Source organism: Streptomyces sp. NPDC051569 (assembly GCF_044454085.1).
Taxonomy (GTDB): domain Bacteria; phylum Actinomycetota; class Actinomycetes; order Streptomycetales; family Streptomycetaceae; genus Streptomyces.
In genome coordinates, this window is the sequence record NZ_JBITDJ010000036.1 from 1 (window position 1) to 24,483 (window position 24,483).

Consider the following 24,483-nt stretch of genomic DNA (forward strand, 5'->3'; position numbering starts at 1 on the left):
GCTACGACGCCGGACTCCACCTCCGGGCCTCCCTGATCTGGATCAACGACCTCTTACCGGCGACCGAATGATCACGACCTCACACAGGCCCTAGGGCCTGTCAGGCCGACACACAGTCCGGGGCCTGTCGCGAAAGCCCCCTGAAGACCCGCCCTGCCCGGCGGTCACGCCTCCGCGCCCTCCGGGCGGCCGAGCGTGCCCGGGGGACGGGCCCCCGCCCCCACCAAGGAGCCATGGATGCCCGACCCTGGGATCTTCCCCGTGCGATCGAGCCTGCCTTCGGCCGCCTCCCACTTCGGGTCGTACGTCCTCGCGGACGCCGCCCGCGTCCGCGAGGCCGACGCCGCCACCGACGGCCCGCCACCGGTGCTCTCCGTACCCGCCCCGACCTCGGTGGACGTTCCCGCCGCCGGGACGGGGACACCGGCCGCCGATCTGCGCCGGATCCTGGGCGGTCCCACCGGCCTGGGCACGGCGGGCCTGCGCCTGGCACCGCGCGAGGTGCCGCTGACGCCACCAGCACCGCCACCAGCACCGCCACCGACGCCGACGCCGACGCCGACTGAAGGCAATCCGATCCCGGGTCTCTACCACCACCCGGTGGCGGAGCCCGACCCCGTGCGGGTGGAGGAGGTCAGCCGCAGGATCAAGGCCTGGGCACTGGACGAGGTGGACCTCTACCCCGACGAGTGGGAGGACCAGTTCGACGGTTTCTCCGTGGGCCGCTACATGGTCGCCTGCCATCCGGACGCTCCCACCATCGACCATCTGATGCTCGCCACCCGCCTGATGGTCGCCGAGAACGCGGTGGACGACTGTTACTGCGAGGACCACGGGGGTTCCCCCGTCGGCCTCGGCGAACGCCTTCTGCTGGCGCACACCGCCCTCGACCCCCTGCACACGACGGAGGAGTACCAGGCGCAGTGGGCGCGCTCGCTCCACTCGGACGCGCCCCGGCGGGCCTACCGCTCCGCCATGGAGTACTTCCTCCAGGAGGCCGGCCCCTCGCAGGCCGACCGCTTCCGGCACGACATGGCCCGCCTGCACATGGGGTACCTCGCCGAGGCCGCCTGGGCGCAGCAGGACCACGTTCCCGAGGTGTGGGAGTACCTGGCGATGCGCCAGTTCAACAACTTCCGCCCCTGCCCCACGATCACCGACACCGTCGGCGGCTACGAACTGCCCGCGGACCTGCACGCCCAGCCCGCCGTGCAGCGGGTCATCGCCCTCGCCGGGAACGCCACCACCATCGTGAACGACCTGTACTCGTACACCAAGGAACTCGCCGCCCCGGGCCGGCACCTGAACCTGCCGGTGGTGATCGCGGAGCGGGAGAACACCTCCGACCGCGAGGCCTATCTGAAGGCGGTCGAGGTCCACAACGACCTCATGCGGGACTTCGAGTCCGAAGCCGCCGCCCTCGCCGCCACCTGCCCCGTCCCGAGTCTGACGCGCTTCCTGCGCGGGGTGGCCGCCTGGGTCGACGGCAACCACTACTGGCACCGGACCAATACCTACCGCTACAGCCTGCCCGACTTCTGGTAACACGAAAGGGATCCATCTGTGACCAGCACCGACCTCACCACCTCCACCACCTCCGCCGGCGGCTCCGTCTTCATCCCCGCCCCGGCGACTCCCTATCAGGAGGAGATCGCCCGCTACTGGGACGGGGAGGCGAGGCCCGTGAACCTGCGCCTCGGCGATGTCGACGGTCTCTACCACCACCACTACGGCATCGGTGATGTCGACCACGCCGCCCTGGGCGACGCGGAGGACAGCGCGTACGAGAAGAAGCTGGTCGCCGAGCTCCACCGGCTGGAGTCGGCGCAGGCCGGAGTCCTCCTGGACCACCTCGGGCCGGTGGGCCGCGACGACACGCTCGTGGACGCCGGATGCGGCCGCGGCGGCTCGATGGTGATGGCCCATCAGCGCTTCGGGTGCGCGGTCGAGGGCGTCACGCTGTCGGCCAAGCAGGCCGACTTCGCCAACCGGCGTGCCCGCGAACTCGGCATCGGGGAGCACGTGCGCGCCCGCGTCTGCAACATGCTCGACACGCCCTTCGCGACCGGGCAGGCGGCGGCGTCCTGGAACAACGAGTCGAGCATGTACGTCGACCTGCACGACCTCTTCGCCGAGCACTCCCGCGTCCTCGCGGCCGGTGGCCGCTACGTGACCATCACCGGCTGCTGGAATCCGCGCTACGGCCAGCCGTCGAAGTGGGTCTCCCAGATCAACGCGCACTTCGAGTGCAACATCCACTCCCGCCGGGAGTACCTGCGCGCCATGGCCGACAACCGTCTGGTGCCGCAGGCCGTCATCGACCTCACTCCCGCGACCCTGCCCTACTGGGAGTTGCGGGCCACGTCCTCCCTGGTCACGGGCATCGAGGACGCGTTCATCAACTCGTACAAGGACGGCTCCTTCCAGTACCTCCTGATCGCGGCCGACCGCGTCTAGGGACGCCGGGCCCAGGTCGCTGACCAGGACATGACGCAGCCCCGCCCGCCGGGCGGGGCTCGTCTCATCTCGCCCGTTCTCACTGATCGTTCACGGCTACGGGTCTCTGGGCCGGTGCTGACCGGACGGCGGTGGGGAGGTCCGGGGTGGCGAGGTCCGGGGTGGACGCTTCCTTCCGTCCAGTTCGTCCCACCACTCGTCGGACTCCGGGTCTCCGGTCCGCTCCTCGTCCCACCAGCGGTCGTCCGGTCCGCGCCGGTTGCCCACGACCGCCGCGATCGGCGGGATGACCATGGCCACCACGCACATGGCCACGGCGGCCGGGATGGACCAGAAGCGCACGAAGGACCAGGCGGAGACGAAGAGAACGAGGCATCCGCCCATCAACAGGAAGTAGCCGCGACGGCGTCGCGTGTACATGCTTCCAGCGTACGACCGAAAGGGCGGACAGGCCCTGCCCGGAGCCCGGGCGGACCAGGTCTGCGCACAGGCCCTGCCCGGAGTCCGGCGGACCGGGTCCTGGACGGCACGGAGGGCCGCACCCGTTCCAGTGGCGTCCAGTCCCCTGGGGTGCGGCCCTCGGCCGGTACGAAGCACGCGCCCGTCGCGTGACGGGCTACGCGGGCATCAGACCGTGATCGCGACCTCGGAGAGGCCCCCGGTCTGTGCGACGACCGTACGGTCCGCCGTGCCGCCCGGGACGAGGGCGCGCAGCGTCCACGTCCCCTCGGCCGCGTAGAAGCGGAACTGTCCGGTCGCCGAGGTCGGGACCTCCGCGGTGAACTCGCCGGTCGAGTCCAGCAGGCGTACGTAACCGGTGACGGGCTCGCCGTCACGGGTCACCGAGCCCTGGATCGTGGTCTCGCCGGGCTTGATCGTCGAAGCGTCGGGGCCGCCGGCCTGTGCTCCACACATACTGTTCTGTCCTCCAGGTCGGAGCGGATTGCTGGGCTGCGCCTTACTTGTTGGCGCCGAGCTCGATCGGCACACCGACGAGCGAGCCGTACTCGGTCCACGAGCCGTCGTAGTTCTTGACGTTGCTGACACCGAGCAGCTCGTGCAGCACGAACCAGGTCAGCGCGGACCGCTCGCCGATGCGGCAGTACGCGATGGTGTCCTTGGCCAGGTCGACCTGCTCGGCTGCGTACAGCTCCTTGAGCTCGTCGTCCGACCGGAAGGTGCCGTCGTCGTTGGCGTTCTTCGACCACGGGATGTTGCGGGCGGACGGGATGTGGCCCGGACGCTGCGACTGCTCCTGCGGGAGGTGTGCCGGGGCGAGCAGCTTGCCGCTGAACTCGTCGGGCGAGCGCACGTCGACCAGGTTCAGGGTGCCGATCGCGGCGACCGCGTCGTCACGGAAGGCGCGGATCGAGGTGTCCTGGGCCTTGGCCTTGTACGTGGTCGCGGCGCGCTCCGGGACGGCCTCGACCAGGTCACGGGAGTCCAGCTCCCACTTCTTGCGGCCACCGTCGAGGAGCTTGACCGAGTCGTGGCCGTAGAGCTTGAAGTACCAGTACGCGTAGGACGCGAACCAGTTGTTGTTGCCGCCGTAGAGCACGACGGTGTCGTCGTTGCCGATGCCCTTGGCCGACAGGAGCTTCTCGAAGCCCTCCTGGTCGACGAAGTCACGGCGGACCGGGTCCTGGAGGTCGGACTTCCAGTCGATCCGGACAGCGTTCGTGATGTGGTTCTTGTCGTAGGCCGAGGTGTCCTCGTCGACCTCGACAATGACTACCTTCGGGTCGTTGATGTGGGCCTCGACCCAGTCGGCGTCTACCAGGACGTCGCTGCGGCTCATGCTGTTCTCCTCCGGGGCAGTGTGCGGCGAGATGGTGCGGGTGCGGCTTCCGGGCACGGAGGCGGGAGGCCGGCGTAACTGCGCGGGGTGGCCCTGAGATGACTCGAAGGGCCCGGGGAAATACGGGACGCGGAGGTCCCGCTCAGACAGTGCGACAGAGCATGGCGGCGACGCGGCACAGGTCTACTGCCCGCCGCTTCGTGAAGTCCGCCTGTTGCCTCATACGTCCGATCGTAGGGACGTCCTGGCGGCCGTGTCACCGCCGTATCGCATGGCGAGACACGATCATCCACCATGCGAGACGAACATCCGTTCCTCGCGGTCGGCGCCCGGCCGTGGAGGCGCCGCGGCCTGATTTCCATCTGCCCAGTGGACATGGCCGTCTCATTGTCCGGGTGCGTGACCCTACGGCCGTACGGGTGGCAGGCTCTCAGCCCGCGAGCGAGACGTTCGTGCCCGTACCGGAGAACTGGAGGCCCGTCGCCGTGGCGGTGACCCGGTCGAGCTTGATGCTGGCCGGCAGTCCTGCGAGCTTCAGGTCGTAGTCGACCAGGCCCTTGACCTGCTCGTCGAGACCCGGCACCGGCAGCTTGGGAAGGTCTTCGGCGGACAGCCGGACCGTGTTGCCGTTCTCCAGCGAGACCGTGCTGTAGACGGTCAGTTCCTCGCCGCCCAGGAGGGCCGCGACCGCGCCGGGCACCGGGATGTTCGCCGCCTCCAGCACATCGGTCAGCGTGCCGGAGAGCTTGACCTGGCCCTTGGCGGCCCGCTCCGGACCGGCATAGCCGACGGTCGTGCCCTGCGGCGCCGACTTCATGAGGTCCGCGTACGAGATGTGCGCCGAGCCGGTGGCGCTCGACGCGGTCGCGGACGAGAAGCTGCTGTCCATCCTGACGTCCCGCAGATTCGCCTTGACCTCGGTCACCCGGACCGCGTGGCCGTCGGCGGTGGCGGTGACGCCGTCGAGGCTGATGTCCACCTCGTCCAGCGAGCCGCCGACCACCTGGGTGAGGAAGGGGAAGCCCTTGATGGAGACCTCGGGGGTGGTGTTCACCCCCTGGCTCGACTGGATCCGCCCGGCCACCTCGTCCTCGGCGAAGTACACCGCGGCCCGGTCGGCGGCGACGAACAGCCCCCCGAAAATCACCACGAAGATCAGCAGTATTCGCAAAGCGCGCATTGCTTGGTGCCCCCACCTCGGTCGTACCGGCGCTACCGGCCCCCTGAAGACCGTGAGCCTAACCCGGGCCCGGTAGACCGCTGTCGAGTGCTCGACGTCCGGCGGCGGGGGCGCGGTTCCCGGCGGCACGGTTTCGGGCGTTACGTTCCCGGCCGCACATTCCCGGCCGTACCTTCCCGGCTGCCGCCGGCGATCGCCCGGGCCTGTCCGCGACAGGCCCGGGCGCGGCCGGTCAGGCCAGGACGCGGCCCAGCAGGTAGACGGCGGGCGCGGCGGCCGTGAGCGGCAGCGCCACCCCGGCGGTCATGTGCACGAAGCGGGACGGGTAGTCGTAGCTCGCCGCTCGCAGCCCGATCAGCGCGCAGACCCCGGCCCCGAGCCCCAGCAGGGCGCCCTGGGTACCCAGATCCGTCAGTCCGCCCGCCGCCGCCCCGGCACCGGCCGCGACCAGCAGGGACACGATGACGGACACGATGCCGGGCAGCGGCAGGGCGCGGACGACCGTGGCCGCCGCGACCGCCAGCGCGCCGACGACCACCGCGTCCGGCGCGGCGGCCAGGTGTCCGGTGGCGAGGATCGCGAGCGCGGCCGAGACGACGGTGGCCATCAGGCCGTACATCCGCTCGTCGGCGCTCGCGTGGCTGCGCAGTTGCAGCACGACGGTGAGCAGCACCCACACCCCGAGCGTGCCGAGGATCGCGGCGGGCGCGTTCTCGCGGCCGGCGGCGAGCAGGGCGATGTCGGCGGCGACCCCGCCGAGGAAGGCGAGCGCGATGCCCTGCCTGGCCGGCCACATGCCGTTCAGCCGGAACCAGCCGGCGGCGGTGACAGCCTGGAGCAGCACGAGCGGGACGAGCAGCGCGTACGGGCCGATGGCCGCGCCCCCGGCCAGCAGCAGGCCGAGCACGGCGGTCAGCCCGGCCGGCTGGATGCCCGGCGGGATGATCGGCGACCGGCCCTCGGCGCGGGCGCGCTGGGCGTCGGTGACCCGGGCGTTGCCCATGACGGTGGGCGCGCTGTAACCGGTGGTATCGGCGGGAGCGGCGGCATGCGCCGGAGCGTGCGCCTGAGCGGGTGCCTGTACGGAGGGCTCGTACGGCCCCGACCCGGATCCGGACCCGGCGGCCGCCGCCGGGACCTCGGGCGGCAGCGGATAGGCGGCCTGCGGAGGCAGATAGGCGGTGTCGGCGGCGGCGCTCTGCTGCGGCTGATACGTCTGATGCCCCTGGGCCCCGGACTGGGCCTGGGTCTGGGTCTGGGGATAGTGGCTCTGCTGGCCCTGCTGAGCGTGCCGGCCCTGCTGCCACTGCGCCTGCGGCTGGTACTGGGTGTCCCAGGTCTGCCCCTGCCACGTCTGGGCGGCGCCGGGACCCTGCTGCTCCTGCCCCTGCTGCTGGAGCTCGGCCCACGACGGAGCCTGGCCCCGCGGCTCGGCCTGCCCCTGACCCTGCCCCTGCCCCTGGTCCTGCCACTGCCCCTGGTCCTGGTCCTGCCGCTGCCCCTGGTCCTGGGTCTGGGCCTGCTGGGAGGCGTCCGGGTGCTGGTACCGGCCGTACTGGTCGTACTGAGCCTCGCCGTACTGGCCCTGGCCGTAATGGCCCTGGCCGTACTGGCCGCCCTGCTCGTGACCGTGCGGATACTGCTGATCGTCACTCATGCTGTGCGGTTCACCCTCCTGCGAACGGCGGGAGCACCTCGACCGTGCCGCCCTCGGCAAGCCGTACGGTCTCATGTCCACGTGTCCCCACGGGATCGCCGTCGACGAGGAAGGAACAGCGCTGGAGTACGCGGACCAGCTCGCCCGGGTGTCTCCCCCGGGCGGCGTCGAGCGCCTCGGCCAGATTCCCCGCCGCGTACGGCTCCTCCGCGATCCCGGCCGCGGCCTTGGCCGCCGCCCAGTAGCGGATCGTGCCGGCTGCCATCGCTACCCCTTTCCTCAGCTCTCCATCATGACCGACGCCCGGCCGCCGGGCGGATCGGGTGCCCGCAGGCCGGCGGCCCCGGCGCCCTGACCGGTCACCCGGTCCCGTCACCCGGTCCCGTCACCCGGTCCCGTCACCCGGTCCCGTCACCCCCGGCGTCCATCAGCCACTGCGCGATACGGGCGAGCAGCGCCTCGTCCGCCGCGTTCTCGGCGTGGCCCATGCCCGGTTCCAGCCACAGCTCGGCTGCCCCGGTCCCGCCCCCGGCCGCGGCGGCCGCCAGCATGCGCGGGTGGTCGAGGGGGAAGTACGGGTCGCGGTCGCCGTGCACGAGGAGCAGGGGGGTCGGGGCGATCAGCGGGACCGCTTCGACCGGCGAGAGCGGCACCGGGTCCCAGTCCTGGTGGTGGATGCGGGTACGGAATCCGTAGCGCCCGACGAGCCGGCCGAGGGGCCGGGTCACGATCCAGTGCAGGCGCCGCATCGGAGCCGTGCCCCGGTAGTACCAGCGCGCGGGGGCGCTCACGGAGGCCACGGCGTCGGTTCGCGCCTCTGTGCGCCCCCTGTGCAACGCCGCGTGCCGGAGCACCACCGAGCCGCCCATCGAGAACCCGACGGTCACCACCCGGGTATGGCCGAGCGAGCGCGCCCACTCCACCGCCGCCGCCAGATCGAGCACCTCGCGGTCGCCGACCGTGGAGCGGCCGCCCGAACCGCCGTGCCCGCGGAACGAGAACGTGACGACCGCCGCACGCTGCGCGAAGACCCGCGCGGCCCGCCGTACCGCCGGCCGTTCCACCGATCCGGTGAACCCGTGCGCGACCACGACGGCGGTAGCGGCGGCCGGGCCGGCCGCCGCCGAATTCTTCGCGAAACCCGCTGTACACGGCTCGTACATCGCCTCGATTCGAACACCGTCCGAGGTCCGGAGCACTCCCCGCCGGGCACCCGGCAGGGGGTCGGGCACCAAGGATCCGCGTGATTGACCCTCTGACATGGAGCGCATGTGGGTTATTCTGCTGCGAAGAGGATCCGGGCAATGTGGCCCCCGGGTCCTTTTGTGCTTTCCGTTCGTTGTTACGGACAGATGACACAGACGGATGGCACGGGACAGAAGTAACCAGCAGCATCAGCCACACCAGCAGCACCGGTAGTACCAGCAGTACCAGCAGTACCAGCAGTACCAGCAGTGCCGCATACGTCCTCGCAGGGACCGAGGAGGAACCGACGTAATGGGCAAGCGAACAGAGCACGACCACAGCCCGACCCTGGCAGGTGGGCGGCGATGAGCTCTCTGCTGCTCCTGACCAACGCACTACAGCCCTCGACGGAGGTGCTGCCCGCGCTCGGACTCTTGCTCCACCAGGTGCGTGTGGCCCCGGCCGAAGGGCCCGCTCTTGTCGACACCCCGGGTGCCGAAGTCATTCTGATCGACGGCCGGCGCGACCTACCGCAGGTGCGGTCGCTCTGCCAGCTGCTGCGGTCCACCGGACCCGGCTGCCCGCTGATCCTCGTCGTGACCGAGGGCGGCCTCGCCGCGGTCACCGCGGACTGGGGCATCGACGACGTGCTGCTCGACACGGCCGGTCCGGCCGAGGTCGAGGCGCGGCTGCGGCTCGCGATGGGCCGCCAGCAGATCTCCGCCGACGACTCCCCGATGGAGATCCGCAACGGTGATCTGTCGGTCGACGAGGCGACCTACAGCGCGAAGCTGAAGGGCCGGGTCCTCGACCTGACCTTCAAGGAGTTCGAGCTGCTCAAGTACCTCGCCCAGCACCCGGGTCGGGTCTTCACCCGCGCCCAGCTGCTGCAAGAGGTCTGGGGCTACGACTACTTCGGCGGTACGCGGACGGTCGACGTCCACGTACGGCGGCTGCGCGCCAAGCTCGGCCCCGAGCACGAGTCGCTCATCGGGACCGTACGGAACGTGGGCTACCGCTTCGTCACCCCGGAGAAGCCGGAGCGCGGTTCCGGTTCCGGTTCCGCTTCGGGATCGGGATCGGGGTCGGGATCGGGGGCGGCGTCCTCGGACGACCGGGCGAAGAGCCAGGCCGGCGACACCCCCTCGGAGCCGCGCCAGGAGCGTGGCCCGGTCGGAGCCGACACCGGTCGCGAAGCCGGTCGCGACACCGCCCACCAGGCCGCTGAGCAGGCAGATCGGGAAGCCGGGGTACGGCCTGCGAATCGGTAGTTCACCCCGCGTAGACTGCCGCGCGTGGCCAAGGTGACGCGGGACGATGTGGCACGACTGGCGGGGACTTCGACCGCGGTTGTCAGTTATGTCATAAACAACGGACCCCGGCCGGTTGCCCCGGCCACGCGCGAGCGGGTGCTCGCCGCGATCAAGGAACTGAGCTACCGGCCCGACCGCGTGGCGCAGGCGATGGCCTCGCGGCGGACCGACCTCATAGGGATGGTCGTGCCCGACGCCCGGCAGCCCTTCTTCGCGGAGATGGCGCACGCCGTCGAACAGGCCGCCGCCGAGCGCGGGAAAATGGTCCTCGTCGGCAATTCGGACTACCGCGACGAGCGCGAAGTCCACTATCTGCGGGCCTTCCTGGGCATGCGGGTCTCCGGACTCATCCTGGTCAGCCAGGGCCCGAGCGAGCGCGCCGCCGCCGAGATCGAGGCGTGGGACGCCCGGGTCGTGCTGCTGCACGAGCGCCCCGAGGCGATCGACGACGTGGCGGTCATCACGGACGACATCGGTGGCGCCCAGCTCGCCACCCGCCATCTGCTGGAGCACGGCCACCCGTACGTCGCCTGCCTCGGCGGCGTCGAGTCCACGCCGGCCGTCGGCGACCCGGTCACCGACCATGTCGAGGGCTGGCGGCGGGCGATGCTGGAGTCCGGGCGGTCGGTGGAGGGGCGTCTCTTCCAGGCCCCGTACAACCGCTACGACGCCTACCAGGTCGCGTTGAAGCTGCTGGCGGGACCCGACAGACCCCCGGCGATCTTCTGCGCCACCGACGACCAGGCCTTCGGCGTGCTGCGGGCGGCGCGCGAGCTGCGGCTCGACGTGCCGGGCGAGCTGGCGGTGGCGGGCTTCGACAACGTGAAGGAAGCCGGGCTCACGGACCCGCCGCTCACGACGGTCTCGTCCGACCGTCCGGCGATGGCGCGGGCGGCCGTGGACCTGGTGCTGGACGACGGGCTGCGGGTGCCGGGCTCGCGGCGGGAACGCGTGAAGCAGTTCCCGTCCGCGCTCATCGTGCGCCGCTCCTGCGGCTGCGGGTAGACCGAGGGGCCCGTCGGTGGACCGAGGGCCCCGTCGGTGGACCGAGGGGCCCCGTCGGTGGACCGAGGGCCCCGTACACCGAGGGCCTTTATGTCGGGCATACGCGCTTCTGTCGGGCTTCTCAGGACGTCCTCAGCCTGTTCTCATGTACGGCGCCGACAGTCGTTCTCATGACGGACGACTACCGCCGTGACGGCGCAGAAGGCAACGAGCACCAGCAGCCCTCCAGCTCGGGCGGCCCGGCGTACCCGCCGTCGCCCCCGTACGAGCCCACCGTCCCCCTCGCCCCGACACAGCAGCCGCACCAGGCGCACCAGCCGCCGCACCAGGGTCAGCAGCCTCACGAGGCCCACAGCCAGGCGCCCGCTCCGGCTCACCCCGACCAGGGCTGGGGCCACGGCTCCGGCCAGGGCTGGGGTCAGGCCGCCGCCCACGGCTCCACCCCCACCGGCCGCCGCCGCACCAGGGGCCCGGTCGCGCTGATCACGGCCGTGGCGATCGCCGCGGGGGTCGTCGGCGGCGGTACGGCCGCTCTCGTCGAGCGGCTCTCCGACAGCGGTACGTCGACCAGTGCCAGTGCGGTCGTCAGCGGGACGACCGTCTCGCAGAGCAGCCGGGGCACCATCGCCGGGGTCGCCCAGGCCGTCTCCCCCAGCATCGTCGAGATCACCGCGACCTCCGATGGCGGGCAGGCCACGGGCTCCGGCGTGATCATCACGTCCGATGGTCAGATCGTCACCAACAACCACGTCATCGCCGGGTCCTCGTCGGTGAAGGTCCACCTCAGCAACGGCAAGACGTACACCGCCCAGGTGATCGGCACCGACCCCGCCAAGGACCTCGCCCTCATCCAGCTGCGCGGCGCGAGCGGCCTCAAGACGGCGACGCTCGGCGACTCCGGCCAGGTCGGCGTCGGTGACCAGGTCGTGGCGATCGGCTCCCCCGAGGGACTGAGCGGCACCGTCACCAGCGGCATCATCTCGGCGCTCAACCGGGATGTCACCGTGGCCAAGGAGCAGGGCCAGGAGCAGAGCCAGGGCCGGTCCCAGGGCCAGAACCAGGGACAGGGCGGCTGGCCGTTCGCGTTCGGCGGCCGGCAGTTCAACGGCGACACCGGCTCCTCGACGACCACCTACAAGGCGCTGCAGACCGACGCCTCGCTCAACCCGGGCAACTCCGGCGGCGCGCTGATCAATATGAGCGGCCAGATCATCGGCATCAACTCCGCTATGTACGCGCCGAGTTCCTCGTCCACCTCCGGCGACACCGACTCGGGAAGCGTCGGCCTCGGTTTCGCCATCCCGGTCAACACCGTCAAGGCGGATCTCCCCACCCTGCGCTCCGGCGGCACCAACTGACGGAGCCGTGCGAGGCTGATGGCCCCGGTTGCCCGGACGAGACGGAGACACGAGACATGAGCCCCGCCGAAGGCGATCCCCAGCGGATCCTGATCGTCGACGACGAGCCCGCCGTACGCGAGGCCCTCCGGCGGAGCCTCGCGTTCGACGGGTACGGGACCGAGGTCGCCGTCGACGGCGTCGACGCCCTCACCAAGGCCGCGGCCTACGCCCCGGATCTGATCGTCCTCGACATCCAGATGCCGAGGATGGACGGGCTGACGGCCGCCCGCCGGCTCCGGGCCGGCGGCTCGAAGGTGCCGATCCTCATGCTCACGGCCCGCGACACGGTCGGCGACCGGGTCACCGGCCTGGACGCGGGCGCTGACGACTACCTGGTCAAGCCGTTCGAGCTGGACGAGCTCTTCGCCCGGATCCGCGCACTGCTGCGCCGCAGTTCGTACGCGACCACCACCGACGATCCGGGGGAGGCCGACGTACTCGCCTTCGCCGATCTGCGGATGGACCTGGCGACGCGCGAAGTGACCCGGGGCGGCCGGCGGGTGGAGCTGACCCGTACCGAGTTCACCCTGCTGGAGATGTTCCTGGCGCACCCCCGGCAGGTGCTCACCCGGGAGCAGATCCTCAAGGCCGTCTGGGGCTTCGACTTCGAACCGAGCTCCAATTCCCTGGATGTGTACGTGATGTATCTGCGCCGGAAGACGGAGAGCGGCGGCGAGGCGCGGCTGGTGCACACCGTGCGGGGGGTGGGATACGCCCTGCGCGCCGACGCCGGTACCGGCAGTACGGGTGGTACGGGCAGTACGGGTGCTACGGGTGCTACGGGTGGTACCGGCAGCGGTACAGGCGGTACGGGTGGTACTGGTGGCGGACCCGTCACGGGCGGGGGCCCGGAGTGAGGGGCCTCGCCCACCGGCTCCGTACGCTGCCGCTCCGCTCCCGGCTCGCGCTGCTGGTCGCCTCGGCGGTGGCGATCGCGGTCGCGGCGGCGGCCATCGTCTGCTGGCTGCTGACCCGCACCCAGTTGCGGAGCGAGCTGGACAATTCCCTGCGGAACATCAGCGCCCAGTCCGGCGCGGTCCAGGACGCGCTGCGCGGCTGCGCCGCGGGGACCAATCCCGGCACCGGGGGCACGACCAACTTCGCTTACATCCAGGTGGTCGGGAGCGACGGCAGCCGCTGTGTGTTCCCGTACTCGGAGCCCGTCAAGGTCCAGCCGCAGGACATCGCGGTCGCCCGGGGCACCGAGCGCGACACCCTGCACAACAGCGTCACCGAGAACGGCGCCGCCGTGCGTGTCCGCACCTCACGTGTCCTCGTGGGTCCGGGCAGCGCCGCCGTCTCCGTGTCCCGCCCGCTCTCCGAGATCGATTCCTCCCTGAACCGGCTCGCGCTCCTGCTCGCCGCCGTCGCTGGTATCGGTGTCATCGGGGCGGGCGCGGCGGGTCTCTGGATCGCCCGGGCCGGGCTGCGGCCGGTCGACGGTCTGACCCTCGCGGTCGAGCATGTCGCGCGCACGGAGGACCTCACGGTCCGGATCCCCGTCGAGGGCGAGGACGAGATCGCCCGGCTGTCCCGCTCCTTCAACTCCATGACCGCCGCGCTCGCGTCCTCCCGGGACCGGCAGTCGCAGTTGATCGCCGATGCCGGGCACGAGTTGCGGACCCCGCTCACCTCGCTCCGGACGAACATCGAGCTGCTCGCCCGCAGCGAGGAGACCGGCCGTGCGATCCCGCCCGACGACCGCAAGGCGCTGATGGCGTCCGTCAAGGCGCAGATGACCGAGCTGGCCGCGCTCATCGGCGACCTCCAGGAGCTGTCCCGCCCGGACGCCGCCGACCCGGGTCCCCTCCAGGTCGTGGCGCTCCACGAGGTGGTGACCCACGCGGTGGAACGGGCCAGGCTGCGCGGCCCGGACCTGTCCGTCGGCTCCGACCTGCGCCCCTGGTACGTACGGGCCGAGCCGGCCGCCCTGGAACGCGCGCTGGTCAACGTCCTCGACAACGCGGTGAAGTTCAGCCCGTCCGGCGGCTCGGTGGAGGTGGCGCTGACCGAGTACGGCGAGCTGACCGTACGGGACCACGGGCCGGGCATCCCGGCCGAGGAACTCCCCCACGTCTTCGAACGCTTCTGGCGCTCCCCGTCCGCCCGGGCGCTGCCCGGCTCCGGCCTGGGTCTGTCGATCGTGGCCAGGACCATCCACCAGACGGGCGGCGAGATCGCCCTGCGCCCGGCGGCGGGCGGCGGGACGGTCGCGGCGATCCGCATCCCGGGGGCCCCGACGCCGCCGCCGGAGACGTACCGGCCGGAGACGCCCTAGCCGCAGACACACCAGCGGGAGGCGTACCACCGGAGACTTACCGGCCGCCGAAGCGGAGTCCGGTTCCCGCCAGCTCCGCCCTGATCCCCTCGCGCTCCACGGTGATGTTCCGCAGCCGGAGATCACCGGGGGTGTCCGGCAGGGTGAAGGAGAGCGAGAGCCGGTCGGACAGCTCCGGCGGGCGCAGCTTCAGCAGTGCGTCGATCAGCGAGGGATCGACACCGGCCTTCGCGAGCAGTCCGGGGTGGTCGACGACCACGTCGGCGAGGTTGACGCCCGTCAGCCGCTGGGCGAAGCGCGGTGAGCCGGTGAGCCGGTGGAGTTCGTCCTCGTCGCGCAGCGCCTGCCGTACCCGCTCCTCCGGCACTCCGAGCCGGTCCACCACGGCCGGGATTTCGAGCAGCGCCTTGGCGCGGTCGGTCTCCCCGGCGATCCGCGCGGCGGCCTCGGGCGCCAGCCGCAGGCCGGAGTGGGCGCGGTCCTCGCCCGGCCGGTAGGTGGCCACGCCGGGGATGTCGATCCGTATCCCGTCCACGGTGGTCGACACGGCCCGGCCGCCCTCGCGCCGGATGTGCGCCCGGGCCCGGATCTGTACGTCGTGTCCCGCGACCGGCAGTGATCCGGCCACGCGTACGGAGTCGGCGCCCCCGTCGGTGAACTTCACCTGGGAGGCGCCCAGCTCCCGGTTGAGGTCGTCGAAGGAGAGCAGCACGTCCCCGCCCATCTCCCCGATGACGGCACCCCTGACGGCGGTCGGGAGGTCGCCGACGATCCGGATGTCCTTGCCGCTGGCCCGTACCTCCGCCAGTGAGATCCGGTCCGCGGCGACGTCGGGGACGGTGACGTCGACCTGGTCGAGCCGCTTGCCGAGGACCTGGGTGAGGAACGGGAAGCCGTGGATGTCGACGGCCGGCCGGGTGGCGAGGCCGAGCGACCGCTGAAGCTGCTCCTCGGCCTTGTCCCGCGCGTACATCTCGGCGGCGCGGTCGGCGAGCAGCAGGAACGCCCCGCAGAGGCCGAGCGCGACCGTCAGCTTCGCGAACCGGGAGGAGCCACGGAAGCGCCGGCGGCGACGGTGGTCGGGCGGGGACCAGTCGTCCTCGTGCTCGTGATCGTGCTCGTCGTCGTGCTCGTCGTCGGCGTGGCCCGCGATGTCCGCACGGTGCGCGCCGTGTGCGAAGTCGGTTTCGGATGGGGGGAGTTGTGCGAGTTCGCCGAGTTGGTCATAGGGGTTGGGTGCCTGTCCGGGGATGCGGGTGGGGGTACGCATCACCTCATCCCAACACGCCCGCCCACCCCGCACGCAAGTCGTACCGCCGAAATCCCATGCTTTGCCGCCAATGACCGGGCGGTTCACCAGCGAAGCGGAGCCGAGCCGGGGCCGAGCCGGGGCCGGGGCCGAGCGGAGACGGGGCGGAGCCGTGAGAGAACCCGGACCTCGACCTCCATTAATAGCATTATATTCCTCAATGCTGAATATAAAAATGCTTCGACTTAACTCGTATGTCTTACGGATCAAAGCGACTTCATACGTAATATGCCAACGGCAGAATCGGCGGATCAAGCGATCGGGAACGGCCCGATACGTGACCGCCTCGCACAGGAGTTGGCCCCTCGATGACGCGCAATTTCCCTGTCAAGGTTCTCAAACGCACCGCGTCCGCCTGGATCACGACGGCGCTCACCCTGACAGTAGCCACCGCTCTGGTCGCGGTGACACCGACCCAGGCACTTGCCATCGCCACGCCGGTGCCTCTGGGTACGGCGGCCAGTTTCGCGGTTCTGGCCGGGCAGTCCATCACCAATACCGGTCCCTCGGTCATCACCGGAGACATCGGGGTGAGTCCGGGAACAGCCATCTCCGGATTCCCGCCCGGACTGGTGAACGGCACTCAGCATTCCGCGGACGCGGTGGCTCTCCAGGCCAAGTCCGACCTCGTGGCCGCGTTCAACAACGCGGCCGGACAGGCCACGGACGCCGCCCTCCCGCCGGACGCCGGTGGCCTGACGCTGGTCCCGGGCGTTTACACCGCCTCCTCCACCCTCGGCCTCACCGGCACGCTCACGCTCGACGCCGGGGGCGACCCCAACGCGGTCTGGGTGTTCCAGGTCGGCTCGGGGCTGACGACGGCGTCCGCCAGTCGGGTCTCGGTCATCAACGGCGCGCAGGCGTGCAACGTGTTCTGGGAGATCGGCAGCTCGGCCACCCTGGGCACCAACTCCACCTTCGTGGGCAACATCCTGGCCCTGACCTCCATCAGCGTCACCACGGGCGCGAGCATCGACGGCCGTGCGCTGGCCCGCAACGGCTCGGTCACGCTCGACACCAACCGCATCACCCGGTCGACGTGCGCCACCGCCACCACGGGCGGCACCACCACCGGCGCCACCACGGGGACGACCGGCAACGCCACCACGGGGACGACCGGCAGCACCACGAGTGGCGTGCTCGGGGGCGTGCTGGGTGGTCTGACGACGGGTGGCCTGACAACAGGTGGCACCAACGGTGGTCTCCTCGGCGGCGTGCTCGGCGGCGTGCTGACCGGCGGCACCACGGGCGGCACCACGGGCGGCACGGGCGGCCTCATCGCGGGGACCACGGGAAGCATCACCGGCGGCAATATCACCGGCGGTAACACCGGCGGTAACACCAGCGGTGGCATGCCTCCGCACCACCCGCCGCACAAGCCCCCGCATCACCCGCCCCACCACCCGCCGCACAAGCCCCCGCACAAGCCCGGTGGCTACGGCGACGAGGGTCCGGGCGAGCAGCACGGCGGCTACGGCGACCAGGGTCCGGGCGAGCAGCACGGCGGCTACGGCGACCAGGGCCCCGGCGACGAAGCCCCCGGCAACCAGGGCTACGGCGACCAGCCTGAGGGCCCGGGCGACCAGGGCCCCGGCGACCAGGGCTATGGCGACCAGTCCGAAGGCCCCGACGACCAGCCCGGCGAGTACGGGGAGCCCGCGGACCAGGGCGACCAGGGCGAGCACGAGGAGCACGGCGAGCGCGCCAAGCCCGCCGCCGAGCACCGCGAGCAGGTCCGGCCGGAGCACGGCAAGCACGAGAACCTCGGCCGGCAAGAGAAGCACGAGAGCGGCCACAGCTAAGAAAGTCGCACCAAGAAACCCGCCCAATGGGTGAAAGGCGCGCGGCGGAATTTCCGTCGATTCCGCCGCGCGCCTCCAATGAAGGACCGAGAAAAAAGAACATGCGAGCAGCGGAAACGGGAAAGGCCGGGTGGGACTGTGCCGAGCGGCGTTGAATCAGCGGAGGCAGTCGAATCAGTAGACGTTCTGGATCGGGACCGGGCGGGAATCGGCGCGGGGCCACCATCCCCGGAACACGCCGACGACGCACCCGAACTCGGCGGGCTTTCCCCCGTCCCCGGCCCGCTGAAATCAGGGCTGAGAGCAGCCGTTTTCCTGTGCCTGGCCATGGCTCTCGTCCACGCCGTCCTGATCTTCCTGCATGTGGCCCCTCCGAATGCCATCTCGAAGCGGTACAGCCAGCAGATCAACGCGTGGGTCTACCCGCTGTTCGAGCAGAACTGGCGTCTCTTCGCCCCGGATCCGGAATCCGTCAACCGGCAGATCCTGGCGCGGACCGCGCACACCGCGCCGGACGGCTCCGTACAGGTCAGCCCCTGGTTCGATCTGAACGCGGTGGACGATGACGCGGTCGAACACAATGTCTTCCCGAGTCACACGACGCAGAACATGCTGCGCCGGGCCTGGTCCTCGTACCTCGAAACGCACGGAGGGGACGACCGGCCCCGCTCGGAGCGGGCCCTGATGATGGAGAAGTACCTGCGCAACATCGCGGCGCAGCGCGTCGCGAGCCTGCGCCAGGGGGCCTTCGAATCCATCCAGCTCCGGGTGCTCACGCTGCCCATCGCGGCGCCCGGCCGGGCCGCCGCCCAGCGCCCGGCCCTTCCCGCACCGACCGCGCAGACCGCGCAGACCGCGCCGGCGGCGCCGGCGGCGCCCGTCGACACCCGCAATCTGCCCTGGTGGAAGGTGACCTCCCATGCGAACTGAGCAGGCGCCCCTCGCGCCCCCGGCTCCCACCTCCACCTCCGCCCCCGTCTCCGCCCCGGCGGTCGCGGTCGCGGTCGCATCACGGTGGGTCCTCGACCGGATCAACGGGCTCTTCACCTTCCTGACCGAGCGGCCGGTGTCCCTGTACGCCACGGCGGTGCTGCGCATCGGCTACGGGCTGCTCTACCTCGTCTTCCTGCTGCGCGAGTTCCCGCACCGCGACAAGATCTGGGGCCCCGGTTCGCCGTGGACCCCCGCCCTGGCCAGGCAGCTCTTCGACCAGACGGGCTGGCTCAGCGTCCTCACCCTGTCCGACAGCCGGGTGTACTTCGAGCTCTGTTACGCGACGGCCGTCGTCACGGCCGCGCTGTTCCTGCTGGGCTGGCGGACCAGGGCCGTGTCCGTCGTCTTCGCCGTCGTGGTGGCGTCGTTCCACGCCAGGGCCATCTTCATGACGGACGGCGGCGACAATCTCATCCTCCTGATGGCCGTCTACCTCGTCCTCACCGCGTGCGGCCGCCGCTGGTCACTGGACGCGCGCAGGGCCGGACTTCGGACCGCGAAGAAGGCGACGCCGTCAACAGGAACAGCGGACCGGCCGGCGAGCGGTCTGCTGCCCCATCTCCACTACGCACGCCGCAAGTTGGCGACGGCGGTGCACAACTGCGGCGTCCTCGTCATCGGGGCGCAGGTCTGCTTCCTCTACGGATCCGCCGGTCTGTACAAGGTCCAGGGCGGCACCTGGGGCAACGGGACCGCGCTCCACTACGTCCTGAACCTCGACCTGTTCCGCCCCTGGCCCGCGCTGTCCCTCCTGGCGGACGAGCACGCCGTGCTGATCGCGATCGCCGGTTACCTGACGGTGCTGCTCCAGGTCGCCTTCCCGTTCGTCCTCTTCGGCAGGCTCAAATACCCGGTGCTGGCCATGCTGTTCGGTATGCACCTCGGCATCGCCGTCCTCATGGGGCTGCCGCTCTTCTCCGGCGCGATGATCATCGCCGACGCCGTGTTCCTCCCGGACCGCTTCTACCGCGCCGTACCACGACTGGCCCGCCGGGCGCTGTTGCGGACGGGCCTGTGGCGGCCGGAACACCCGCGCGGGGCAGGATCCGCTTCCGTACCGTCACAGGCCAGGCCCGCTGCCGGCGGTCCGCTCGGCGCACCGCCGGCGTCTGCGACTGCGCCCGCGTCCGCGTCAGCCGTTGTGCGCGATCAGTGATTCGACCAGTCCGGGCCGGGTGGCGGGGAAGTCCAGCGGTACGATCCCCAGCCCGCGCCAGCCGCTCGCCTCGGACCCGTCGATGAAGGTGTGCACCCTCGGGTTGAGCTGGTCGGAATTCCAGCGGGGCGGCAGGTAGGCCGCCGTACTGACGTAGTTGATGGACAGCTTGCCGGGCAGCCGGCCGGTGGCCGCCTCGCGGAACTGTGCCTCGATCTGGGGGTACTTGGCGTCCGGCAGCGCGTTGTAGTCGTCCTGGATGTCGAACAGCGCGCCGTCCCCGTACCGCACCCCGGGCAGCCCGCCGTTGTCCGCGAGCAGCACGACCCGTCCGCGTGCCTCGCCGAGCGTCGGCAGGGTGGAGTCGAGCCGGAAGAGCGAGCGCCAGCCCTTGTCGTCGAGATACACGTCGAAGATGCGCCGGAATTCGGCGTCGCTCTCCTCCGAGTACTCCTGCTTGACCCGCATCAGCACGGTCTCGGAGGGGTGCGCCAGGAGGAAGTCCCGGCAGGCGACGAGGACATCGTCGAAGTTGAGGTTCTGGTAGAACGCGGCGTGGTGGATGGGGAAGGCGTTCTCGAAGGCCCGGCAGCGCACATCGAGGAAGCGGACGCCGCTGTTCAGCTGCTCGGCGATGCTGGTCTCCTGGCAGGCCACATACAGCCCGCCGACGCGCGCGCCGGAGTCGTGCGTACCGGGGATGGTCAGCTGCTGGACGGGAGTGCCGTCGCCGAAGCCGCCCATCCAGTCCTGGACGGAGAGGGCACGAGGGGGCGCGGCGGGGGCGGCGTGAGCGGTGGGGGCGGCGTGAGCGGGAGTGACGCCTACGAGAGCGGTGGCGGAGACGGCGAGCGCACCGGTCAGAAAACCTCGGCGGTTGAGACGGGCGGCAGTGCCCATGTGGGGGTTCCTTCGTCGGCCGTGGGGGGCGCGGATGGGGAAGGGGGGTGCGAAAGAACGCAGGGAAAACGTCGCACAACCCCCGCATTATGACCGGTACACGTCATACAAGGAATAGGGTCCCGAGCCGGGGCGGCTCCGGCCGTCGCAGCCGATCGGTGACCGGCAGGTGTCGTCACACCAGCGCTCCCGCAGTCCTGTGGAGGGACAGTTGGTTCTCCCCGGATCGGCGTTCGGGCGTTGGCCCGAGGTGCGGGACAGTGAGCGCGACCATCGTCCGCACGACCGCGTCAGGGCCGCCGGCCCGCGAAGGAGACGACCGATGAGTGACGAGACCGTCCTTGGACACCGCGACGACGTAACGGCGGTCCGTGGGGAGGAACGCGCCGCCTCCACGGTGACCTGGGCGGTGGACGCGCGCGCCGAGTCGTACAAGGTCAGAGCGGACGGCCCCTGGGGAGTCTCCGAGGCGTTCGGGCACGATCTCGTGGCGGCCCTGGAGGCCGTACGACGTGACCTGGAGGGGGGCGGCTGGCTGCTGGCGATCAACGCGGCGCGTCCCGATGTCGCCCAGAGCGGCATGCTCCGGGGCTCCGGGAGCAGCCGCGCCTATCTGCTGCGCCACGGAACGCAGGGTCGGCGCGACGCCATGGTGGAGCTCTTCGACGACGCCCCACCGTCGGCCGTCACCACCGTGGACGCGCAGAAAGAGGCACACGAGCGCTGGCTTCGCTCGCTCTGACCCGGCCAGCCCCAGCCCGACACGCCCCGACCCTGACGGCCGGAACCCCCGCAGAGCCGGAGGGCGGCTGCTGGTCGAGGAGTTCGCCGAAGGGGTGGACGGTGGGGGCCCAGCGCGTTCCTCGCGTGGTTGGGTCCCCCGGTGGGCCCATGGGCCCTTCGGACTGGGCCTGGTCGGTGCCTAGGATTTTCTCCCTCGGGGGAGCGGTGGCTCAACGCCGTCGGCTGCATGCCGAGACCAACTCGTGGGGGCTCCCCTGTGTCCGAGTCAGACGTCTTAACCGTGCGAGGCGCCGGCGCGCGAGGTGACCGACAGGAGCTGCCGCGCACACTCGGCGCGGCGCGGATCCTGCTGCACCTGATGTTCGCCATCACGGCGGCGGGCGGGCTCAGACTTGTCATATCCATGATCACCGACGGGCCCGCGACACCCGCCCTGTTATTGCTGGCCGGTTACGCCCTCGCGCCCGGCATCCTGGGCCTGGTGCTCGCGCAGTTCTTAGGGACCGGCGGCAGGCGGGTGTGGACCGGCCTGATCGCCTTACCCGTGGTCCTGCTGCTCGGCAGCCTGGTCAACCTGTACAACGGATCCACGCGCGGCTTCAGCCAGATGCTGCTTCCCTGCGCACTCCTGCTGCTGATCTCCGGCAGGAACGCCCGCGCCTGGTTCGACCTTCCGCCGTCACTGCGGCTGCCCACGTCACCCCCGAGAGGCGGAGGGCTTCTCCGCCTCAAGGTCCCGTCACTGCCGCACCTGATCAGGTGGCGCCGCGAGCGCGGCCAGACAGCTGTCGAATACGTCGGACTCATCACCCTGGTGGCGCTGATCATCGGGACGATGGCCCTGGGCGGCGTCGGTCCCCAGATCTCCGACGGCCTGCACTCCACGATCTGCCGCATAGTCGGCGACCCCTGCGGGACGACGGTCGTCGCTGGAGAGGGCGGAGAGGGCGGAGAGGGCGGAGAGGGCGGCGACGGTGGTGGCACCGGGGGCGGCGGGGGCACCGGCAGCGGCGGAAGTGGTTCCGGCGGTGGCTCCGGAGCGAACGGCGGAAGCTCCACCGGCGGCTCCGGCGACAACGGTACGACCGGCGCGAACGGTTTGACCGGTGCGAACGGTTCGACGGGGGACAACGGAGGGTCCGGGGGCAACGGAGGGTCCGGCAATTCCTCCGGCGGCAACAGCAGCGGCGGTAGTTCGTCCGGGGGCACCTCTTCCGGTGGCGCGAGCGGCGGCTCCGGCACCGCCGGCGGCAGCAACGGAAGCGGCGGAAGCTCCACCGGCGGAAACGATGACGACGACGACAATCCGGCTGTCGTGGGCGGCGTCTCGGGCGGCTCCTCCGGCGGTAAAAGCTCCGGCGGTAGCGGCAGCTCCGGCGGTAACAGTTCCGGGGCTAGCGGCAACTCCGGCGGAAAGAGCAGCGGCGGCGGAAACAGCTCGGGCGGTAACGCGTCAGGCGGTAGCAGCAACGGCGGAAACTCCGGCGGAGCCAGCGGCGGAAGCTCCACCGGTGGAAGCGACGACGATGACTCGGCTGCCGTGGGCGGCGCTTCCGGCGGCAACTCCTCCGGTGGCAAAACCTCCGGAGGGAGCAGCGGCGGAGGCAGCAGCGGCGGAGGCAGCACCGGCGGAGCGAGTGGCAGCACCGGCGGCGGTAGCAGCTCCGGAGGTAACTCCTCAGGCGGGAACAGCAGCGGGGGCAACTCCGGCGGAGCAAACGGCGGAAGCAGCGGAGGAAGCTCCGGCGGAAGCAGCGGGGGCACCTCCGGCGGCAGTTCCGGCGGGGCCAGCGGCGGAAGCAGCGGAGGATCCAGCGGAGGCACCTCCGGCGGAAGCAGCGGCGGCAGCATCGGAGGGATCTCCGGCGGCAGCAGCATCGGCGGCATCTCCGGCGGAGCCAGCGGCGGAAGCTCCGGCGGGGCCAGCGGCGGAAGCTCCGGCGGGGCCAGCAGCGGTGGTGCGAGTGGCAGCTCCGGCGGCAGCAGCGCTGGAGGGAGCAGCAGCGGCGGTAGCTCCACCGGCGGAAACGACGACACGAAGGACGACAAGAACGACAAGAACGACCAGGACGACAAGGACAAGGACCAGGACAAGGACGACGACCGGGACAAGTGCGACGACGGGAACGGACCCGCAGCGCAGCTGCTCTCGCAGCGGCCCATCGCCACGAAGGCGGCCTTCTCCAGCACGGTGAGGACGCCGGTGACCGCCGGCGCCGCCCGCTACAGCTACAGCTACGCCACGACGGGCGTCCTCGTGGCCCCCGGGGATCGCGTACAGCGCCCCACCGACCGTAGTAGCCACTCCTTCATCGCCGCTCCCGAGGACGACCGGGACGGAGACATCGCGGATCTGATCGACGCGATGTCCGGGCTCTCCCTCTCCGGCTTCGACACGTACGAGGAAGCCGAGGAAGCGGCGCAGGAAGCGTTCGACGCCGGCGTGGCGGGGGACGACACGGGGGGCGACCAGGCACATACGGACTCCGACACGGAGATGACGAGTCCGGACAACTGCCCCAACGAGGACGAGGGTCCCGGCCCGCGTGACATCGCCGCCAACCCCGACGTCAACTGGGACGGCATCCCCGACTACGCCGTCTACCGCACCACGAACGAACCGCTCTACCGCTCGGACAACCGCGACCCTTCGGTGATCTTCGAGGAGGGCTTCCAGCCCAAGAACACCGAGAACGCGGATCTGGACAACTACGTACTGAGCAACACGCCCGCGATCTACGTCTCCACCTCGTACTCGGGGAATCTCGCGTTCAGTTGGGGTGCGAAGTACGTCTATGACATCCGGACGCCCACCAGCGGGATCGATGTCAACGCCACCTACGGCGATCAGTCCCCCTACCCCGACCAGGAGGAGGTCGCTTTCCCCGGCGGCATCGACCCGAAATACATCAGGGGCGTGTGGACGAGCGGCCCGCAGGGCTACATCCCGAACCCCAACTACGACCCGGGTCCAGGCGTGGTCGAGGGTGACGCCGACCCGTTCCGCGATACCGACATGGCGGACGCACCGCCCGACACACCAGGCTCCCGGGACGGGGACATCGACATGACGGACCCGGACGCTCCCGAGTTCATGGACATCGACTGACACGCGGGGCAGTCTTCAGCTGGGGCAGAGGTGGAGCGGCGGGGGGGGGGGGGGGGGGGGGGGGGGGCCCCCCCCCCCCCGCCCCCCCCCCCCCCCCCCCCCCGCCCCCCCCCCCCCCCCCGCCCTTCGCCCGGCTCCGCCAGCCCCCACGACCGCCCCCCCCCCGCGCACCCCCCCCGCCCCCAAGAGGCGGACCC

Annotated in this window: 21 protein-coding genes; 12 read left to right on the forward strand and 9 right to left on the reverse strand. The window is 71.1% G+C overall.

Annotated features, from left to right (window positions below):
* Positions 1-237 precede the first annotated feature (237 nt).
* Together ACIBAE_RS28830 and ACIBAE_RS28835 are read left to right on the forward strand one after the other, a co-directional pair.
* Entirely contained in the window at positions 238-1,545 is a 1,308-nt protein-coding gene (locus ACIBAE_RS28830; RefSeq protein ID WP_399291095.1) for a family 2 encapsulin nanocompartment cargo protein terpene cyclase, read from the forward strand.
* 18 nt (positions 1,546-1,563) lie between these two features.
* The gene (locus ACIBAE_RS28835) at positions 1,564-2,457 is read left to right on the forward strand and encodes a geranyl diphosphate 2-C-methyltransferase (RefSeq protein WP_399291098.1); all 894 of its coding nucleotides are present in this window, start codon (positions 1,564-1,566) and stop codon (positions 2,455-2,457) included.
* A gap of 96 nt (positions 2,458-2,553) precedes the next feature.
* Here ACIBAE_RS28835 and ACIBAE_RS28840 read toward each other — a convergent pair whose 3' ends face one another.
* The 7 genes from ACIBAE_RS28840 to ACIBAE_RS28870 all read right to left on the reverse strand — a co-directional run bounded on the left by ACIBAE_RS28840 (position 2,554) and on the right by ACIBAE_RS28870 (position 8,363).
* Positions 2,554-2,877, reverse strand: a complete 324-nt coding sequence (locus tag ACIBAE_RS28840) for a DUF3099 domain-containing protein (RefSeq protein ID WP_399291101.1) — start codon at positions 2,875-2,877, stop codon at positions 2,554-2,556.
* 207 nt (positions 2,878-3,084) lie between these two features.
* Positions 3,085-3,372 carry a DUF1416 domain-containing protein gene (locus ACIBAE_RS28845; RefSeq protein WP_399291104.1) on the reverse strand — a complete coding sequence of 96 codons (288 nt, stop codon included), beginning with the start codon at positions 3,370-3,372 and terminating at the stop codon, positions 3,085-3,087.
* A 43-nt stretch (positions 3,373-3,415) separates the two neighbouring features.
* Positions 3,416-4,255, reverse strand: coding sequence for a sulfurtransferase (locus tag ACIBAE_RS28850; protein ID WP_399291107.1), 840 nt, complete (start codon positions 4,253-4,255; stop codon positions 3,416-3,418).
* 430 nt (positions 4,256-4,685) lie between these two features.
* A complete protein-coding gene (locus ACIBAE_RS28855; RefSeq protein ID WP_399291110.1) occupies positions 4,686-5,435 on the reverse strand; it encodes a DUF2993 domain-containing protein in 750 nt (249 codons plus the stop codon).
* A gap of 232 nt (positions 5,436-5,667) precedes the next feature.
* The gene (locus ACIBAE_RS28860) at positions 5,668-7,092 is read right to left on the reverse strand and encodes a hypothetical protein (protein WP_399291113.1); all 1,425 of its coding nucleotides are present in this window, start codon (positions 7,090-7,092) and stop codon (positions 5,668-5,670) included.
* 10 nt (positions 7,093-7,102) lie between these two features.
* Positions 7,103-7,357 (reverse strand): MoaD/ThiS family protein, encoded by a 255-nt coding sequence (locus tag ACIBAE_RS28865; protein WP_399291116.1) that lies wholly within the window; start codon positions 7,355-7,357, stop codon positions 7,103-7,105.
* A gap of 133 nt (positions 7,358-7,490) precedes the next feature.
* A complete protein-coding gene (locus ACIBAE_RS28870; RefSeq protein WP_399291119.1) occupies positions 7,491-8,363 on the reverse strand; it encodes an alpha/beta hydrolase family protein in 873 nt (290 codons plus the stop codon).
* Between the two features lie 279 nt (positions 8,364-8,642).
* Between ACIBAE_RS28870 and ACIBAE_RS28875 the strand changes: the two genes are divergently transcribed.
* The 5 genes from ACIBAE_RS28875 (at position 8,643) to ACIBAE_RS28895 (ending at position 14,273) form a co-directional block, all read left to right on the forward strand.
* Positions 8,643-9,548, forward strand: a complete 906-nt coding sequence (locus ACIBAE_RS28875; RefSeq protein ID WP_399291122.1) for a winged-helix domain-containing protein — start codon at positions 8,643-8,645, stop codon at positions 9,546-9,548.
* Between the two features lie 24 nt (positions 9,549-9,572).
* Positions 9,573-10,595 carry a LacI family DNA-binding transcriptional regulator gene (locus ACIBAE_RS28880; protein ID WP_399291125.1) on the forward strand — a complete coding sequence of 341 codons (1,023 nt, stop codon included), beginning with the start codon at positions 9,573-9,575 and terminating at the stop codon, positions 10,593-10,595.
* Between the two features lie 170 nt (positions 10,596-10,765).
* Positions 10,766-11,953, forward strand: a complete 1,188-nt coding sequence (locus ACIBAE_RS28885; RefSeq protein WP_399291128.1) for a trypsin-like peptidase domain-containing protein — start codon at positions 10,766-10,768, stop codon at positions 11,951-11,953.
* 56 nt (positions 11,954-12,009) lie between these two features.
* Positions 12,010-12,852 (forward strand): response regulator transcription factor, encoded by an 843-nt coding sequence (locus tag ACIBAE_RS28890; RefSeq protein WP_399291130.1) that lies wholly within the window; start codon positions 12,010-12,012, stop codon positions 12,850-12,852.
* Positions 12,849-14,273, forward strand: a complete 1,425-nt coding sequence (locus ACIBAE_RS28895) for a sensor histidine kinase (RefSeq protein ID WP_399291133.1) — start codon at positions 12,849-12,851, stop codon at positions 14,271-14,273. Before ACIBAE_RS28890 ends, ACIBAE_RS28895 begins: the two co-directional genes overlap by 4 nt.
* Before the next feature lie 37 nt (positions 14,274-14,310).
* Here ACIBAE_RS28895 and ACIBAE_RS28900 read toward each other — a convergent pair whose 3' ends face one another.
* Positions 14,311-15,543, reverse strand: a complete 1,233-nt coding sequence (locus ACIBAE_RS28900; RefSeq protein WP_399291136.1) for a DUF2993 domain-containing protein — start codon at positions 15,541-15,543, stop codon at positions 14,311-14,313.
* 347 nt (positions 15,544-15,890) lie between these two features.
* On the opposite strand from ACIBAE_RS28900, the gene ACIBAE_RS28905 reads away from it, so the two are divergent.
* The 3 genes from ACIBAE_RS28905 (at position 15,891) to ACIBAE_RS28915 (ending at position 19,533) form a co-directional block, all read left to right on the forward strand.
* Positions 15,891-17,384: an ice-binding family protein gene (locus ACIBAE_RS28905; protein ID WP_399291138.1), complete on the forward strand. Its 1,494-nt coding sequence runs from the start codon at positions 15,891-15,893 to the stop codon at positions 17,382-17,384.
* Between the two features lie 327 nt (positions 17,385-17,711).
* Positions 17,712-18,314: a DUF5819 family protein gene (locus tag ACIBAE_RS28910; RefSeq protein ID WP_399291141.1), complete on the forward strand. Its 603-nt coding sequence runs from the start codon at positions 17,712-17,714 to the stop codon at positions 18,312-18,314.
* Entirely contained in the window at positions 18,304-19,533 is a 1,230-nt protein-coding gene (locus ACIBAE_RS28915) for an HTTM domain-containing protein (protein ID WP_399291144.1), read from the forward strand. Before ACIBAE_RS28910 ends, ACIBAE_RS28915 begins: the two co-directional genes overlap by 11 nt.
* Here ACIBAE_RS28915 and ACIBAE_RS28920 read toward each other — a convergent pair.
* Positions 19,510-20,433, reverse strand: a complete 924-nt coding sequence (locus ACIBAE_RS28920; RefSeq protein ID WP_399291147.1) for a phosphatidylinositol-specific phospholipase C — start codon at positions 20,431-20,433, stop codon at positions 19,510-19,512. The two genes, ACIBAE_RS28915 and ACIBAE_RS28920, sit on opposite strands and share 24 nt — an antisense overlap.
* A gap of 322 nt (positions 20,434-20,755) precedes the next feature.
* On the opposite strand from ACIBAE_RS28920, the gene ACIBAE_RS28925 reads away from it, so the two are divergent.
* Positions 20,756-21,175 carry a hypothetical protein gene (locus ACIBAE_RS28925; protein ID WP_399291150.1) on the forward strand — a complete coding sequence of 140 codons (420 nt, stop codon included), beginning with the start codon at positions 20,756-20,758 and terminating at the stop codon, positions 21,173-21,175.
* Between the two features lie 282 nt (positions 21,176-21,457).
* Positions 21,458-24,286: a hypothetical protein gene (locus ACIBAE_RS28930; RefSeq protein ID WP_399291152.1), complete on the forward strand. Its 2,829-nt coding sequence runs from the start codon at positions 21,458-21,460 to the stop codon at positions 24,284-24,286.
* Positions 24,287-24,483 lie beyond the last annotated feature (197 nt).